Source organism: Vibrio bathopelagicus (genome assembly GCF_014879975.1).
GTDB lineage: Bacteria > Pseudomonadota > Gammaproteobacteria > Enterobacterales > Vibrionaceae > Vibrio > Vibrio bathopelagicus.
In genome coordinates this window covers 1301349-1315869 of record NZ_CP062501.1, presented here as the reverse complement: position 1 = coordinate 1315869, position 14521 = coordinate 1301349, and the positions used below count along the sequence as shown (strand labels likewise).

The 14521-nt window shown below is 42.5% G+C and carries 20 protein-coding genes; 7 read left to right on the top strand and 13 right to left on the bottom strand.

What is annotated here, in order from left to right:
* Positions 1-136: 136 nt before the first annotated feature.
* The gene (locus IHV80_RS22080; protein WP_192890981.1) at positions 137-682 is read left to right on the top strand and encodes a GNAT family N-acetyltransferase; all 546 of its coding nucleotides are present in this window, start codon (positions 137-139) and stop codon (positions 680-682) included.
* Positions 683-843: 161 nt separating this feature from the next.
* Here the strand turns inward: IHV80_RS22080 and IHV80_RS22075 are convergent, their stop codons facing one another.
* From IHV80_RS22075 to radC (IHV80_RS22040), 8 genes are all read right to left on the bottom strand, one after another.
* On the bottom strand, positions 844-1932 hold the full coding sequence (locus tag IHV80_RS22075; protein ID WP_192890980.1) for a GGDEF domain-containing protein: 1089 nt from the start codon (positions 1930-1932) through the stop codon (positions 844-846).
* Positions 1933-2117: 185 nt separating this feature from the next.
* Positions 2118-3062 carry a ribosome biogenesis GTPase YlqF gene (gene ylqF, locus IHV80_RS22070; protein ID WP_192890979.1) on the bottom strand — a complete coding sequence of 315 codons (945 nt, stop codon included), beginning with the start codon at positions 3060-3062 and terminating at the stop codon, positions 2118-2120.
* Between the two features lie 188 nt (positions 3063-3250).
* Positions 3251-4192 carry a hypothetical protein gene (locus IHV80_RS22065; RefSeq protein ID WP_192890978.1) on the bottom strand — a complete coding sequence of 314 codons (942 nt, stop codon included), beginning with the start codon at positions 4190-4192 and terminating at the stop codon, positions 3251-3253.
* A gap of 430 nt (positions 4193-4622) precedes the next feature.
* The gene (locus IHV80_RS22060) at positions 4623-4910 is read right to left on the bottom strand and encodes a hypothetical protein (RefSeq protein ID WP_192890977.1); all 288 of its coding nucleotides are present in this window, start codon (positions 4908-4910) and stop codon (positions 4623-4625) included.
* Between the two features lie 381 nt (positions 4911-5291).
* Positions 5292-6065 (bottom strand): hypothetical protein, encoded by a 774-nt coding sequence (locus tag IHV80_RS22055; RefSeq protein WP_226088540.1) that lies wholly within the window; start codon positions 6063-6065, stop codon positions 5292-5294.
* A gap of 82 nt (positions 6066-6147) precedes the next feature.
* The gene (locus IHV80_RS22050; RefSeq protein WP_192888791.1) at positions 6148-6594 is read right to left on the bottom strand and encodes a DUF2787 domain-containing protein; all 447 of its coding nucleotides are present in this window, start codon (positions 6592-6594) and stop codon (positions 6148-6150) included.
* Between the two features lie 101 nt (positions 6595-6695).
* Positions 6696-7130: a DUF2787 family protein gene (locus IHV80_RS22045; RefSeq protein ID WP_192890975.1), complete on the bottom strand. Its 435-nt coding sequence runs from the start codon at positions 7128-7130 to the stop codon at positions 6696-6698.
* Positions 7127-7591: a RadC family protein gene (gene radC, locus IHV80_RS22040; RefSeq protein ID WP_192890974.1), complete on the bottom strand. Its 465-nt coding sequence runs from the start codon at positions 7589-7591 to the stop codon at positions 7127-7129. Before radC (IHV80_RS22040) ends, IHV80_RS22045 begins: the two co-directional genes overlap by 4 nt.
* 155 nt (positions 7592-7746) lie before the next feature.
* Between radC (IHV80_RS22040) and IHV80_RS22035 the strand changes: the two genes are divergently transcribed.
* From IHV80_RS22035 to IHV80_RS22020, 4 genes are all read left to right on the top strand, one after another.
* Positions 7747-7923 carry a hypothetical protein gene (locus IHV80_RS22035; RefSeq protein WP_192890973.1) on the top strand — a complete coding sequence of 59 codons (177 nt, stop codon included), beginning with the start codon at positions 7747-7749 and terminating at the stop codon, positions 7921-7923.
* Positions 7913-8593, top strand: a complete 681-nt coding sequence (locus tag IHV80_RS22030) for a YagK/YfjJ domain-containing protein (RefSeq protein ID WP_226088539.1) — start codon at positions 7913-7915, stop codon at positions 8591-8593. The genes IHV80_RS22035 and IHV80_RS22030 overlap by 11 nt, the downstream gene beginning before the upstream one ends.
* On the top strand, positions 8583-9083 hold the full coding sequence (locus tag IHV80_RS22025) for a phage N-6-adenine-methyltransferase (protein ID WP_192890972.1): 501 nt from the start codon (positions 8583-8585) through the stop codon (positions 9081-9083). The genes IHV80_RS22030 and IHV80_RS22025 overlap by 11 nt, the downstream gene beginning before the upstream one ends.
* 733 nt (positions 9084-9816) lie before the next feature.
* Positions 9817-9981 carry a hypothetical protein gene (locus tag IHV80_RS22020; protein ID WP_192890971.1) on the top strand — a complete coding sequence of 55 codons (165 nt, stop codon included), beginning with the start codon at positions 9817-9819 and terminating at the stop codon, positions 9979-9981.
* A 61-nt stretch (positions 9982-10042) separates the two neighbouring features.
* Here the strand turns inward: IHV80_RS22020 and IHV80_RS22015 are convergent, their stop codons facing one another.
* Positions 10043-10594 (bottom strand): hypothetical protein, encoded by a 552-nt coding sequence (locus tag IHV80_RS22015; protein ID WP_192890970.1) that lies wholly within the window; start codon positions 10592-10594, stop codon positions 10043-10045.
* Between the two features lie 427 nt (positions 10595-11021).
* Positions 11022-12488 (bottom strand): ATP-dependent DNA helicase, encoded by a 1467-nt coding sequence (locus IHV80_RS22010; protein WP_192890969.1) that lies wholly within the window; start codon positions 12486-12488, stop codon positions 11022-11024.
* Positions 12489-12615: 127 nt separating this feature from the next.
* On the opposite strand from IHV80_RS22010, the gene IHV80_RS22005 reads away from it, so the two are divergent.
* Together IHV80_RS22005 and IHV80_RS22000 are read left to right on the top strand one after the other, a co-directional pair.
* On the top strand, positions 12616-12825 hold the full coding sequence (locus tag IHV80_RS22005; RefSeq protein ID WP_192890968.1) for an AlpA family transcriptional regulator: 210 nt from the start codon (positions 12616-12618) through the stop codon (positions 12823-12825).
* An 8-nt stretch (positions 12826-12833) separates the two neighbouring features.
* Positions 12834-13031: a helix-turn-helix transcriptional regulator gene (locus IHV80_RS22000; RefSeq protein ID WP_192890967.1), complete on the top strand. Its 198-nt coding sequence runs from the start codon at positions 12834-12836 to the stop codon at positions 13029-13031.
* Between the two features lie 148 nt (positions 13032-13179).
* Here the strand turns inward: IHV80_RS22000 and IHV80_RS25490 are convergent, their stop codons facing one another.
* The 3 genes from IHV80_RS25490 to radC (IHV80_RS21980) form a co-directional block, all read right to left on the bottom strand.
* Positions 13180-13410: a DUF2787 family protein gene (locus tag IHV80_RS25490; RefSeq protein ID WP_404818362.1), complete on the bottom strand. Its 231-nt coding sequence runs from the start codon at positions 13408-13410 to the stop codon at positions 13180-13182.
* A 158-nt stretch (positions 13411-13568) separates the two neighbouring features.
* Positions 13569-14015, bottom strand: coding sequence for a DUF2787 family protein (locus IHV80_RS21985; protein WP_192890966.1), 447 nt, complete (start codon positions 14013-14015; stop codon positions 13569-13571).
* The gene (gene radC, locus IHV80_RS21980; protein WP_192890965.1) at positions 14012-14485 is read right to left on the bottom strand and encodes a RadC family protein; all 474 of its coding nucleotides are present in this window, start codon (positions 14483-14485) and stop codon (positions 14012-14014) included. Before radC (IHV80_RS21980) ends, IHV80_RS21985 begins: the two co-directional genes overlap by 4 nt.
* Positions 14486-14521 lie beyond the last annotated feature (36 nt).

The following is a 14521-nucleotide window of genomic DNA, read 5'->3' as shown; positions in this document are numbered from 1 at the left end:
CGCTAGAATATCAGCGTACACGTGTAAGTCAATATTGAAAGTGTAAACGTGTATTAGTATGTTTTGCTTAAATATTGTATAAAGGTAGTGTGAAATGTAGTAGCAAGTCATAAATGGAAGTACTAAGGGCTAATAAATGGAAATTAAGGTAGCTGAATATAAAGATTATGAGCGGATTGCCCAATTACACGCGGATAGCTGGAAGCTATATTACCGTGGCATTCTTGCTGATGATTACTTAGAAAACGATGTTTTGGAGGACAGATCTGTTATTTGGCAGACTCGTTTGATTAATCCTCCTTTCAACCAACATGTTTTATTGCTTGAAGAAGGTGGTTTACTGGTTGGTTTTGTCTGTGCGTTCGGAAATCACAACTTTGATCGTGGAACGTTCATTGATGCGTTACATGTCGACAGCAATTATCGAGGTCGAGGTGTAGGTAAGCGCCTATTGTCTGAACTCACTAAATGGTTACAGCAATATTATTCTGATTCGGGGCTTTACTTAGAGGTGATGTCTGAGAACCACCAAGCCATCGCTTTTTATCAGGCGATTGGTGGCAAAGAAGAACTTGAGCAAACCTGGAACGCGCCATGCGGCAACCAAGTAAAAGAGAAAGTCATTTCTTGGGCTTCTCCACAAGAGCTTGAACAGAAGACTGCGAGTGTCGCATATTCATAAACGTATCACTGTCGCGAGTTTCCTTTATAAGAAGATTTTGTATAAACCTTCTTATAAATAAAGATATGAAAGCCCTCAAACTGAGTCAGTTTGAGGGCTTTTTTAGTCTTGTTGTTTTGATGCTGTTATTTGGATGCTGTGGCTTTGAAATCCGAATAGGTCTAATCAGACCAAGATACACAGTTTCGGCCTTTCTTCTTCGATGAGTATAAAGCTTGGTCTGCGTCATTAATGAGCTGTTCAACCGATCCCAACGCTTGTGTGGCATGCTTGATACCGATCGAAACGGTCACCTCAAACCTAAGCTGAGTTGGGCATGCTAGTAGATCATCGGCGAGCACTCTGATGCCAGCTTCACTTTCGTTCTGAATGATAACCAAAAACTCTTCACCTCCGTATCTAAAGCAGGTGCTATGTTCTGGCAACGCATTGTGGATTGCCTCGGCTAATTCCTTGATGACCGCATCACCGGTCTGATGTCCGAAGGTGTCATTGATTGATTTAAAGTGGTCTACATCGATCATGATCGCGGTCATCGATAGCTGGCGGTCAATGTTCGGTTCGATAACCTGATGCAGGTATAAGCGGTTGTAACATCCGGTGAGTGCATCTTTATAAGAGAGGGCTTCGAACAGGTTAGATTGCTTACGCAACTGGATGGCTTGTTTACGAAGCTGTTCGGATTGAGTAAAGCGTTTGTGCACTTCGAAATCTCGTCTTAAGCAAGAGGCTGCAATAAGAATATAAGCTGAAGCGTATACGGAAATCGTTTCTATTTCGTGACTAGGCTCTGCAGCGTAAAGTGATGGCGCCAAGCCAACGATATAGCACAAGAATATAATGGTCAGTGCGCTTAAACTGTATCGAGCGGACATTCTAGAAAATGTCCCCACATAGATCATCACGAGGATGATGCCACCTTGATAATCCAAGTTCCCAAAATCAATGGCAATACGACCAACATAAACGAGAAATAGGGCACTGATGACTAGAAGGCCAGCTTCGAGCAGTTGTAAGTGGTTAGGTTTATGTTTAATACAGTAAGCCGCAACAAACATCATGATGATGAAAAGTACCGCTCTCAACACTACAGGGAAAATGCATTGTGTACCGAAATTGATGTAATCGGAGATAATGAAAGTAAAGAAAATGGTGATAGGTACATAGATAAATTTTACGTACGGTAGATAGATTTCATTGTCGAAATAAGTCTTAAATCGTTGGTTTTGAAATCCGGGGTATGAACGCATTGGAGGTAAATCGCTACTGTGTCGCAATAATTTTGTGCAAGTATGTCTACGAGTCTGGTGCTTGTAAATGGAAGTTTTTATTTATGTGACAATATGTTAGTTCTAACATCAATTGTAGGGCTTTTTTATGCTCACGCTCTAACTTTTCGTGGCTAGAGCGTGAAAATAACGTTCGTTTAAAGACGTTAGCGTTTGTTTTTCAAGTAACGCTTACGACGTTCTTCTTTCTTCTTAATCTGCTGTTCAGCTTTCAGTGCGGCTGCTTCTTCAACTTCAACCAGTTCTTTAGTGATCATCTCTGGTAGCTCTAGCGTTACTTTACCTAAAGTACCGCTGCGAAGTTCGTGAAGTAGAATTTCAGAACATTTGTGGATGTCTATATGACCACCTGCACGAAGTGCACCGCGCTTGCGACCAATTGCTTCCATCAATTCGATGTCAGACTCTGGCAGCTCTTCAATTTGGTAGCGCTCTTTCAAAAGGTGAGGGTACTGCTTAGCTAAGTACTCGACTGTGTAGAATGCTACTTCGTCGTATTCCATTGCCGTATCTTTCACTGCACCTGTAGCAGCCAAGCGGAAACCACTGTGTGGGTTTTCTACTTTAGGCCAAAGGATCCCAGGAGTATCTGAAAGGATCACGCCGTTTTGCAGATTGATACGTTGTTGGCGACGAGTTACTGCAGGTTGGTTACCAGTAACCGCAATCGTGCGTCCTGCTAAACAGTTGATGATGGTTGATTTACCCACGTTCGGGATGCCCATGATCATTGTGCGAATGTTCTTACCCATCTGTTCACGGTGCGGTGCTAGCTTACGTACTAGCTCCATAACGTGGTTAACTTCTTCTTTAACGCTAGTAGTAATCGCAATCGCTTTAACGCCTTGCTCTTTCTCGAAGTGCTCAATCCAACGTTGAGTCAGTTCAGGATCCGCAAGGTCGCGCTTGTTCAACACTTTTACACAAGGCTTATCGCCGCGCAGTGAAGAGATCATTGGGTTTTCACTACTGAACGGGATACGAGCGTCCAGTACTTCGATGATCACATCAACCTGTGGGATAACTTCTTCGATTTCTTTGCGGGCTTTATGCATGTGACCCGGAAACCATTGAATTTTGCTTGCAACCATATGTATTTATTACCTTTTGTTCTTATGGTTAGGCTGGTGGGGTACCAAGTGGGGTACCATGTGATGAAATTCGATTTTGGGGTACCAAAGGCACAATCCAAATCACCCATAGCCACATCAGCAATTAATGTGACGATATTAACACTTTCTACTGCATGCGAATAGTTGGGATATCTTATATAGATTTACTACCACCTTGAACCAATACCTTTAAATATGTTGTAGCTATCGTTAATGATCTTTTCCAGTAGAGTGTTTCGGTGACAACCTTGCTCATTTGCCATTTCATCTAACTTAGATTTAACGTCTGTACTCATTACGACACTATATGCCTTTCGACCTTCCAGCTTATCGCGGTGCTTCTTTTGGCTCCAGGCTCTTTTCATTTTGATGATGAGAAGTTGCTTATCAGCAGGGGACACATTCCAATTATCAAACTGGTATATCGCTAAGTTGAGACGTTCGGCCAAGATTCGAGATTTAGGATCTAAGGTGTTACTAACACTACTTTGAATATCTTGGTGGTTGTCGATGTAATTAATCAACCACTCAACTTGCTTAACATCTTTTGTACTCACCCAATTGAAACTTTCAATACTGGCAAGGTATGACCATTTTCTTTCCAGGTTTGCACTTAGTTCTGATTTTTCGTGTTTTAGTGCCTGGTGTCTCAAGAAAAAGCGATGAATTATATCGTACCTAAGGGCTGTGGAAGATGTTTGATGAGGAAATTTGTACTCATTATAGGGAATAAAAGATGAGAAATATGGAGTAACCGGACGAGCTTGATCTTGATGAGGCGGATCAATTGTAAACTCACGTATTTTCATCCAGATCCAATAACACTGTCTGTCATCTTTAGGATCGAGCCAATCAAGTTCTCTACTATCGAGTCTCATTTCTTCTATTTCTTGAAATATAGATTTTATGAAACCATGTAGTTCCTTATTTGTCGTATGGAGATTGTTTTCGTCGAATATCCATTGGTTTATTTGTGAGATATATTCCTTCTTAGTGATGGGTTCGCGTACTTTTAGAATGTCAATCTCTAACTCATCTACGATTTTTCTCCAAACGAGAGGGTATTCGTGTTCTTCAAGGTTATTGAAAGTTGATTTATCTTTTATCATATAATTACTGTGTCAATCTTGGGTAGTGATTAGAGTGACGTTAATTGTATTGCTTGGCGTGATTTTTAGATAGTCATGTGAGTCACATTTTTGTATATTTTAATGTTTGAGTTTTTAAGTGATAATATTTATTAATTCATTTGTATCAGTATCTTATACCACTTGTTTTTTTGTATCTAATATTGTGGAGCTTTGTTGCTAATATTTCTTTCCTGTAAGTATCCAAATCTCTTCTCGTACCGTTGGCTGAGAAGAGTCTCTGGTGGATGAGTTCTTAATGAGAAAGGTGAGCCAAAGCAACTTCAAGCGAGAGCTGGCTGAAATGAAAAACAGCCCACACTACGTCACCCCTGAGAAACGAGTTAATCCTTTCGCTTCGTATTGAAGCAAAAAAAAGGAGCATTGCGCTCCCTTTCTAATAATCGACAAGCTACAAGCCTAAGGCTTTCGCTGTCTGTTTGTATTCTTGCTCTATTTGAGACTTCACTAATTCTCGCCTTGCCTCAATAGGCGCTCTATCAGAGATGTTCTGAGCGCGTGATTCAACTTGTTTTAATTGGTTCTCTTTCCACTGGTTGAGGGATTGTTGAATCTGCTGTGGCGTAAGAGTGGCTTTAATCGATTCGATACTGAGCGCATCAATAGCGCTGGTAGCACTCACGTTCATTGAAAGGGTTAAAGCAGCTAGTGTGATGATTTTAGTAATGATTGATTTCATGATAATTCTCCAATTGAGATGTATGTATTAGTTAGGTAAAACTCAACGAAGCGACGATAGGTGAGGTAAGAGAAAATGGCCTAGATATGGCGTTTTTCTTGTATAATATGCGTTTCAGATAAGGTGGTTTCGACATGACCATACTAAGGAGGCGGCCGTCCCCCTTAACACTGTTCGTCTTAGCTAGAGACGCTTGATGGCGCAGCCAATCGTAAAAGCACAGTTCTGCCTTGCACACTAACCTAATGGAGTTGAAGTAAGATTAGTGCCCCATGCTTTACACTGATTACGCTATGGCACAATGGAACATGAAAGGGAGTAAGTACCCTGTGGATCCCATTGAATTTGTGAAACAGAGGTAAGGTATCACTGAGTGCGTCACTATCTGTCCGATGCAATCAATTGAGTGACATTGTCTAGTTGTCGTATTGAGCACTTAGGCTCTGATTTGAGTTGATACTGTTGTAATTGAAAGTCTGACGGGTAATCAAAATAGAAGGTCAGTACTTTAAGCTTAGCAATACAGGTTAAAGGAAGGTCGTCGTAATCATTGAGGGTGTTTTGGTAGACGAGATAAAGTTCACTTGAGGTGGTTGTGAGACCGATAGGTGAAACTTGCTCTATCTGCTTACCGGATTTAAGGGTAAGCGTGATTTGTTTTTGATGAACCAGTGCCACTGAAATGGGCTCAAAGAACTCTCCTAGCGCTTTTGGTGCATTTAGTTCATCAATCGCTGCATGTACTTTGTTTGCGTCTCCTCGTGGTGGTTTCATTCCAGCATAGGTGCGTGGTTGGGCTCTTAACAGGCTGAATGCAAAATCAATGGCGTACTCTAAGGATGGTGGGAGTTGCTGGCTAATGGTTGCTTTGGCGAGCTGTAGCAGGACAAGCTCTCTCGCGCCTAAGGTTGGTTGACTGTACATTCCGCGACTGTAACCAAAAGGTTTACTTCGAGTGTCTTTATCGACATCAAAATAATCGACGATAACATCGAGATTACGCTGTACGCTTCTGATGCCTCGATACATCCCTGCATCCACTAACTCAGCCTGAAGCTGCTTAGCCGTCACCTTTCGACCTTGTGGTATACGTCGATATAACTCAAACACCAATGATAATTGCTCTGTGGTACTGGCTTTATCCCTTGTTGTCATGGTTAGGTCGCTGCTGGTGGTTACTTGATAGAGTGGCAATCATCCTAACGATGGGTGCGTCACTATCTGACCGATGGCGTCTTTAACTTATCGATATTTTAATCTCGTCATAGGCTCCCATTTGTAAGTAAGCAAGAAAGTTACTTTCCCAGAGAGAGTAGAACTCCACAATGGATTTATCGTCGCAGCTTTGCCACCCCATAGAGGCAATGAACGTTTGTCCGTTAGCAATATCAAAATCCACATTACGCTCTAGCTCTGGGTAAACGTTGCTCATGTAAGCAAAGTCAGTAAGGTATTGGATTTGATACTGGCTCTCCTGTTCTTTCAGCAACATGATTTCTACCGGGTGATAGCCACCAGCGTCAGCACTGTAACTGACATCTCGAAAGTTAATGGTGAGGCTTTCACAGCCCCTCTTGGTTGGGTTCTGTTTCCAGAAAGTCTCTATCTTGTTTTTCAACAAGCTTTTGAGTTTTTGAGATACGGGTGAGTATGGCGCTGTGATGGTCAGTGTTTGTGGTTTCATGGTCTTTCCCTTTCAATAGTTATCTATTCGGTTGGATGATATGTATCTGAGATTGGTTTGAATTGAATGTGGTTGGGATGGTTGAAGTAAGGAAAAAGCAACTACTGGAATCGACTGACGATAGTGAGTGTCTGTGTATCGAACTGTGATGCCTTTAGGTGATTGGTGAATACCTTTAGCCAGCTAATGAAGAGCGACTGTACTTCAGGTCGGTTGAGCTCACATCGTTGGATATCTGGTTGGTAGAACCATTGATGCTTGAAGTTGAAATACAAAGCCACATCAACACTCTCAGCTTCTGGTGTGGGGTAATCAAAAGAAGCGATGAATCGTACTTCCCAAGGTTCGTTAGGGTTAGCTCGTTCAAGCTGTACTTCTATGGGTTGTATCCCGCTTCGGGTGCTGTAGAAGCTTGCGACCTTAAGGTTAAGCGCAAGGCGTCTTGTTTCGGTGGGAATGTCGTATTGCTCAATTAAGAGCTCGACAAGCTGGTGGAATAGGTCGAGTTTGAAATTACGTTTGATAACACGATTCATAGCCAACCTCTCTCAGCAAAAGACACACAGTCACTGCCCACCACAATGTGGTCAAGCACCCGCACATCAACGAGTGCTAAAGCATCCTTTAAACGCTCTGTAATGCGCCTATCCGCTTGTGACGGGGTTGCATCACCGGATGGATGGTTATGAGCAAAAATCACCGCTGAGGCGTTTCTCTCAAGCACCAGCTTCACCACTTCTCGTGGATACACTGAAGCACTGTCAATCGTGCCAAAGAACAACTCATTGAATTCAATCAATTGATGCTGGTTGTTAAGCAACATCACCCCAAAGACTTCTCTCTCATATTCTCCTAGCTTGCAGCGTAGAAAGGCTTTCGTGTCATTCGGACGAGTAAAAGCATCCCCACTCACTAAGCGGCTCTCTAGTATCTCGACGGCTTTCTCTAATATCTGATGCTCTGTGACGGGCGAACTGAAGGTATATAGCGTTTCCATATCTTCTCCTTGTATCAATAAACGGAATACTCAAGGGGATGATATGGATGTGAAAAACTTTTCAATCGAATTTGAATGAGACCGACTGAGACCAGTTGAGATAAAAAATACGCAACAACGTCTTTGTTTGAGTGAAACCAACAAAGGCAATCATCATGAATTCAAACCATTCGAACACCGAACATCCCAATCGCTTGATGAGACTAAAAGAAGTGATTCATACCAGTGGCTGGCGCTCTCAAGGCATCCAAAACTGGATACAAGAACGAGACGAAAGGCTGGCAATACAAGCAGTGGAAAAAGCAAAAAGGAAGAAACGCTATGGAAGATAAAATGATGAACAATGAGGCAGCAGATTTGAAGCGATTAGATGATGGGTTTTATCGTGGTTATCAAGTCGATATTGACCATGGTAATCTTTCTCTGGCTGCACTTGAGATTTTATCTCGTGCATATCAAAACGCTTTGATGCGCTTTGGCTGCTGTTATGTCTTTCGATTCCGGCTGCGAATACCAGAGGAGCAGGACGAACAAGAAAAAACGATAATCAACCAATGGTTCTACCGTCTGTGCCATTACCGAAAGGATGACAACATTAATGTGATTTGGAAAAGGGAGGTGAGTCAAACGGGCTGTATAAGTTACCGTATGACTCTTTTCCTTGATGCATCTAACTGCCCACTGTTTACCAAGGAGTTTAAGCTAAGAAAACGGCTTACAAAAGACATCAAAAACTCGTGGGCAAAAACAACAGGAATCCACAAGCATGACATCAATAAGCTTTGTCTCTTCTTGAATCACCCACTTGTTGAGTTGAACAAAGAGCACGATGATTACCGTTACCAGCGTGGTTTACTTTTCTATGTATTGAGCAGACAGGCCAGAGTCAACACAACGACTCATGATGAGAAAAACACATTAGGTTCGTTTATCAGTCAATCCAAAAAAGCCAAGAAGAAAACCAGCCATAATAATACTAAGGAGAGTTGTGATGAACAATAAGCTCTTTTTCTCCAGCGCCCGAACAGGGAACCCCAAGCGTGATAAATGGCAAACACCACCAGCTGTGTTTGAGAAACTCAACGAAGAATTTCACTTTACGCTTGATGCAACGGCTGAGCCTGAAACAGCACTGTGTGACCATTACTTCACGATGGATGATGATGCGCTCACTCAAGACTGGAGCAATCAAACGGTTTACTGCAATCCACCTTATTCCAAGCTCAAAGACTTTGCCAAGAAAGCACAAGAGGAAGCGGATAAAGGGGCAACCGTTGTCATGTTGGTTCCTGCCAGAACGGACACAAAAGCCTTCCATGACCATTTAAGCCATGGAGAGGTGCGTTTGATTAAGGGGCGACTCAAGTTCCTGCAGGATGGGGAGGAGCAGGATGCAGCGCCATTTCCAAGTATGGTGTGCGTCATGGGGAAAGGGGTAGAACACAAAATAGGAACCACCACTCAAGATAAGCTTAAGCTAGACCTCAAGTAAGTCATTTTTTACATAGCGCTTTTATTTCATGAGATTAATCTGCATAAAAGAAGTAATAGAGAAGGTTCAGCTGAGCAAATCGATCATCTAATAAGTGATGGTTAATGGGGGCACACAACGTGTCACTCGGTGAACGAGCATCCTGATGGGGGGAGCTCGAACTGGATGAATAGATTGATAGTCGAGCGTAACAATGATGCGAGTCAGTAGCGAAAGCTGCTGGCGTTATGCCCGTATCGCTCCAAACCATCATGTTTCAACACAGAAACCCAGTTAGAACGTCAACAGAGTGGTTGCACATTATTCAATATGGAATGTGCACCTTGCTAGCTCGTCGAGTATTAGAGTTGCTTTCCATATTGATGCAAAGGCTGCATCATCTTTTGAAAATAAAAAATACACATTTATCCCTATTGTATAGAGAGCTTCTGTTTCGACAAGGGGCTCTACCTAACAGGCATGACTGAAGAGATTCGGTTGTGTCTGTTAGATTAAGAGAGCAGAGAAGACTGGGTAGGATTTATAATGCATAGAGGAGCATGACCATGCGACATCATTATAAATCTTTTTCTTTTTTCTTTTCTCTATCAAATTCATTCTAATCAATTAAGAGTCCTAAAGACTCTTATGTTTGTCAATATCAATTAATTACAAATCCATTCCAGACAAAAAACACTCCACCACCTCTTCTATTGAGACAAAGCATCCATTTCAATTTAAGAGGAAAGACAACATGATTTTTTCAACTGAGTTCTACGATAAGGAACCAACACATTACAGTGCTACTGAATACAAAGGATTACCAATTGACGCAGCGTCAGTGCCACATTATTCTCGCTCACTCTCATTGATTCATAACCTCTACTCCAAATGGTGTGTCAATGATGAGCCTTTTTAGTTAGTTAGCTTTAACTTAATGGTAAAACCTCAGTTTGCTAAACAAGCATTAGAATGCCTATTTATAAGGGTACAAGATGTGTATGCACAACATTGCCATCAGGAAGTTCAATCTCGGGTTGATTAGTGTCAACCATCGCCTTGCATATCAATTCAAAGACTGAGTTGAAGATTGGGGTATAGCTGATGCTTGGAATCAAAGATTCGTTTACGTAGACCAGATCCTGTAATGAAACGGTATAGTGCTTTTGGGATTTATGCTGTAGGACGTTACTGAAGAGAGAGTGAATGATTGCCCTATACTCGACAGGAAAAGTGTTAGTTAGCCACTGCTCTGCGGATGCAAGAAGGATGGTTTCTCTAGCACCGAAACTATTTAGTATTGAAGCTTCACGGCGATACCCATAAGGGCGGTCGCGAGTGTCTTTGGCTACGTTGAAGTGCTGTACAAGAATGTCGAGATTTCTTTGGATAGTTCGAATATCTCGTTCGACGCCGATAGAGGAAAGCTGTTGTTGTGAGTCCTGTGCGGTTATTGAGTGAGTTTGTGGTATGCGGTTGTATAGCTCAAAAAGAAGCGATACGTGGTCTCTTAAGTTGGGTTTAGTCGCCATAACTAACTGCTGTAGGTTAAGGCAAAGCAATGCTATTCAGGTGGGGTGATTGAACTAACTTGCCGTGCTCTCAGAAAATAATTTCTGATGCTACGGGTTGGGTGGGCATTACTTGCCGGATGGATTTTATGGCTTGCTTTATTTGCTATCAGTCACAGTTGGCGTAATTGAAAGGTAAGCTTCAAAGTGCAAGATGCTGAGCTGGTTGGTAGTAAATGATTTCAGCCTATTCACCTTGGTAATGTATGTTTGTCTTTTTTTTGGCTTGACTTAATTGGCGATTTAAAGACCTAACCTACACACTAGAGGACAACGGCGAACAAATATGTTTAATTCATCCTTATGTTATGAGTAAGAGTATTGAGTTCCGATTATTGGACAGGCAAACAAAAATAGCCCTAAGCGAGCAATGCTTAGGGCTTATTCTTTACTGCTTGATGTAGAGGGTTTGTTTAGCGCGAGTCACTGCGGTATACATCCACCTTAAGGCCTGTTCGCTGCTGGTATTGCCTCGATTGTTATCGACAAAAACATGGGGCCACTCACTTCCTTGTGCTTTGTGGCAAGTTATCGCATAACCATATTTGAGTTTGAGGCAGTTGTAATATTCATCTGTGGCCTTTGCTTCTAAAAATTCAAGCTCCTTAGGCTCAGGGATTGCTTTGTATCGCTGTTTGAAATCGAGAAGCAAAGCTTTACGCTCTTTCGTTGTGAGCGTGCCGTTAGGGCTTTCCAGCAAGTTTTTTAGCACTTTCTTTTTAACGTCAAACGGCTCGTTATTGTCTTTCAGGAATCTAACGGTGACTTCAATGAATTCCAAAGTGACAACTCCGGGTTGAAAGTCATCACACTCGCGCGGTGGAATGTCGATGATGTGCTTTTCAATCTCCGAATCAATCTGGATAACCCAGCCTATTTCGCCATTGGAGATGAAGTGGTCCTCGCTATCGAGATTCTCTACGCACATAACTTGCTCGCCAATGTGTAGCGCTCGGTGTGATTCAAACATCCTCTCTCGTATCTTACGGTTGTAGTCTCTGACTTGTCGGTTGCTGTTGGTAATGATGACACTGTCTTTACAGCCTTCAAGTTTATGGTCACAAGAGACTAAATACTGTTCGAGGAAGGCTTCTTTTTTAAGTTTATGGACATCTTTTTCATTGGCCGACAATTGAACAGGGTAGAGCTTGTCTCTTTCCAGTGCTTTGCGTATCTCCATCGCATTTCTCACAATGCCGCTATTGGCTTTCTGCCTGACAATATCGGTGAGTTCGATTTCTGTGCAGTTTAAGTTGTAGAAACTTTCTAGACCGTCTGAGTTTAGGGCGGGGGAGCCGACGCATCGCACCGGAGGTAACTGAGCGTTATCCCCGATGAAAATGATTTTACGTTGTGGCCAGTCGTCTAAATTGATGTATTCAAGTAAATCCTGGAGAAGATACCCCGAACCAAACTTCCCAATTTCAGATTGACTGAATTGGTCTGACAGCATGGAAGCTTCGTCAATTATATATACCGCATTATGAGCATCTGGGTTGTCTGAAAGGCATGACTTAAGCGTTGCGATATCAATAGGGTCTGAATCTGACTTTAACTCTTTATCGATATCGAAGTATTTGTAGACCACTCGATGAACGGTCATGGCTTCTATTTGGGTTTTGTTCGAAATGACTTTGGCAGCTTTGCCTGTTGGGGCCATTAAAGTAAATTTTCGCTCATTCGCTGTAAGGTATCGCGTTAAACCTTGCGTAATGAAGGTTTTCCCTGTCCCAGCAAAGCCTTTGAGTAAAAATGTCGAATGGCAATCATCGTTTAAAAATAAATCGAGTTCTAAAACGAGCTCTTCTTGGCTTGGTGTCAGCGTTGTATTTTCAAAATAAGGTAAAAGACTCATGGTTCGTTTCCTGAAAGGTTCGTATCAGAAAATGAGATGGGTGTGTAAAAAATCTCTTGGACACTGCTGGTACATTTACCTTAATGGCTTGACACCTAAAGCTTGTTAAATTTAATAAGGAAGCAATATGCGTTTTATTCGAATGAAGCAAGTGATGGAGATGACGAGTTTGAGTCGCTCTTCTATCAATCGATATATCAAGGAAGAACGATTCCCACGAAGTGTTTCCTTAGGCTGTCGTGCAACAGCGTGGCTTGAAAGTGAGGTCAAAGGTTGGATGTGTGATGTACTCGGGCGGCGGGATGAAAATGCTCTCTATGGTTACGATATTGATTGAGGTGGTTCATGGGAGACAGCAAAGATGAGTGGCTCAATGTTCGTGAGGTGATGGATCTTGTGGGGTTAGGGCGAACCAGTATCTACGCCCTTATGGAGCAAGATGAATTTCCAGGTTCAATTCGAGTAGGAGCCAAATCGGTAGTATGGCGTTTGTATGAGATTGAACTCTGGATGAACCAAAAAATTTGTGAACGAACACGTTAAAAAACTAAGGCTTGGAAAACCCAAGCCTTAGTTTTGCCGATTAGAAGCATTCAACCTTTATCTCATCAAAGCTCCCCATTTCTAGATAAGCAAGGAAGTTTCCTTCCCAGAGCTTATACATCGCACGGACATCGCGACTATCAAGGCATTACCAACCTGAGTAACGCGCAAAGAACGCATTGTTACCGATATCAAAATCTAAGTCGCGAGCAAGCTCGGGGTAGTGACCTCCGGAGAAACTGAAATCTGTCATGTAAAGAAGATGGCAATGATTACCGTGTTCTTTGGTAAAGCAAATTTCAACAGGATGAAATCCGCCGGAATCAGCGCAGTAACTGCTGTCCCTAAAGTTGATAGTGACCGTTCTCGCCTGAGATATATCCTTGTTTGAGACTGCTGTGTTGAGCGCCGCGAGAAACTTATCTGAGACTCTTAGGGTAGTACTAGCAAAGGTCAGCTGGGTTTTTGTGGTTGTTTTTACAGGTATAAGGGCTCCTTATCGCCGTTTGGAAGCGGTAATTTTTTAGGAAGGGATGGTTAAGGTAAAAGCGTTTTAAGAACGGTGAGAGTGAGTTGGTTGAAGCCTTTGTTATTCAGTAGCTTCACAAAGGCTTTGTCCCAAGACTGAAAGAGCTCAATGACTTGTGGTTGATCGAGGTCGCAGCGCTCAATGTCTGGTTGATAAAACCAGCCATGACGAAAGTTGAAGTAGAGCTGAACCTCCATTTGTGTGCTCTGTTTCTCTGGGTAGGCAAAGCTGGCCATGACCGCGATGTGCCAAGGGCTCTCACTGGTCTCTCTTGCGAGATGAACCTCGATAGGGTGAGGTCCATTGCCGGTTTGGTAGTACTGAGTATCTCTAAAGTTTAGGGCAACACGCTTTGCTTCTTTGGGAATAACACACAATTCAAGAGAGGCGCAAAGTCGTACTTTCAGCTCACTCGACAAAGGTAATATGTCGTTATGCAGAATTGGTAAGCTCATATTAGCCCCCTTTCTGCAAATGAAACGGGCGTTTCTCCAATCACAAAATGGTCAAGCACGCGAATATCGATTAAAGCTAAAGCATCACTCAGCCGTGAAGTGATGCGTCTATCTGCTTGTGAGGGCTCAGCCTCTCCTGATGGATGGTTATGAGCAAAAATCATAGCAGCGGCGTTTCTCTCTAACGCAAGCTTAACGACTTCTCTTGGATAAACCGTAGCCGCATCAATCGTTCCATAGAACAACTCGTTGTATTCAATCAATCGATGTTGGTTGTCCAGTAAAAGCACGGCGAAAACTTCACGTTCGTACTGCCCCAGTTTGTAAGTCAAAAACTCTTTTGTGGCGTTAGGGCTTGTAAACACATTTCCTCTTAAATGTCGGTTAGCTATTATCTGCGCCGCCTGTTCTAGCACTTGGTGCTCCGGCAACGATTTGGTTTTTGGGTAGTTGGTGGATTGGTCATTCATTTCAATTCTCCTATCGAATCAATGCACTCGTTCACC

Excerpts from the sequence above, each read along its gene's own strand:
- IHV80_RS22055 (WP_226088540.1), bottom strand. The coding sequence starts at position 6,065 with ATGACAACAAGGGATAAAGCCAGTACCACAGAGCAATTATCATTGGTG.
- IHV80_RS22010 (WP_192890969.1), bottom strand. The coding sequence starts at position 12,488 with ATGAGTCTTTTACCTTATTTTGAAAATACAACGCTGACACCAAGCCAA.
- IHV80_RS22060 (WP_192890977.1), bottom strand. The coding sequence starts at position 4,910 with ATGAAATCAATCATTACTAAAATCATCACACTAGCTGCTTTAACCCTT.
- IHV80_RS22025 (WP_192890972.1), top strand. The coding sequence starts at position 8,583 with ATGAACAATAAGCTCTTTTTCTCCAGCGCCCGAACAGGGAACCCCAAG.
- IHV80_RS22080 (WP_192890981.1), top strand. The coding sequence starts at position 137 with ATGGAAATTAAGGTAGCTGAATATAAAGATTATGAGCGGATTGCCCAA.
- IHV80_RS21985 (WP_192890966.1), bottom strand. The coding sequence starts at position 14,015 with ATGAGCTTACCAATTCTGCATAACGACATATTACCTTTGTCGAGTGAG.
- IHV80_RS22030 (WP_226088539.1), top strand. The coding sequence starts at position 7,913 with ATGGAAGATAAAATGATGAACAATGAGGCAGCAGATTTGAAGCGATTA.
- IHV80_RS22035 (WP_192890973.1), top strand. The coding sequence starts at position 7,747 with ATGAATTCAAACCATTCGAACACCGAACATCCCAATCGCTTGATGAGA.
- radC (WP_192890974.1), bottom strand. The coding sequence starts at position 7,591 with ATGGAAACGCTATATACCTTCAGTTCGCCCGTCACAGAGCATCAGATA.
- ylqF (WP_192890979.1), bottom strand. The coding sequence starts at position 3,062 with ATGGTTGCAAGCAAAATTCAATGGTTTCCGGGTCACATGCATAAAGCC.
- IHV80_RS22005 (WP_192890968.1), top strand. The coding sequence starts at position 12,616 with ATGCGTTTTATTCGAATGAAGCAAGTGATGGAGATGACGAGTTTGAGT.
- IHV80_RS22045 (WP_192890975.1), bottom strand. The coding sequence starts at position 7,130 with ATGAATCGTGTTATCAAACGTAATTTCAAACTCGACCTATTCCACCAG.
- IHV80_RS22065 (WP_192890978.1), bottom strand. The coding sequence starts at position 4,192 with ATGATAAAAGATAAATCAACTTTCAATAACCTTGAAGAACACGAATAC.
- IHV80_RS22000 (WP_192890967.1), top strand. The coding sequence starts at position 12,834 with ATGGGAGACAGCAAAGATGAGTGGCTCAATGTTCGTGAGGTGATGGAT.
- IHV80_RS22015 (WP_192890970.1), bottom strand. The coding sequence starts at position 10,594 with ATGGCGACTAAACCCAACTTAAGAGACCACGTATCGCTTCTTTTTGAG.
- IHV80_RS22075 (WP_192890980.1), bottom strand. The coding sequence starts at position 1,932 with ATGCGTTCATACCCCGGATTTCAAAACCAACGATTTAAGACTTATTTC.
- IHV80_RS22020 (WP_192890971.1), top strand. The coding sequence starts at position 9,817 with ATGATTTTTTCAACTGAGTTCTACGATAAGGAACCAACACATTACAGT.
- radC (WP_192890965.1), bottom strand. The coding sequence starts at position 14,485 with ATGAATGACCAATCCACCAACTACCCAAAAACCAAATCGTTGCCGGAG.
- IHV80_RS22050 (WP_192888791.1), bottom strand. The coding sequence starts at position 6,594 with ATGAAACCACAAACACTGACCATCACAGCGCCATACTCACCCGTATCT.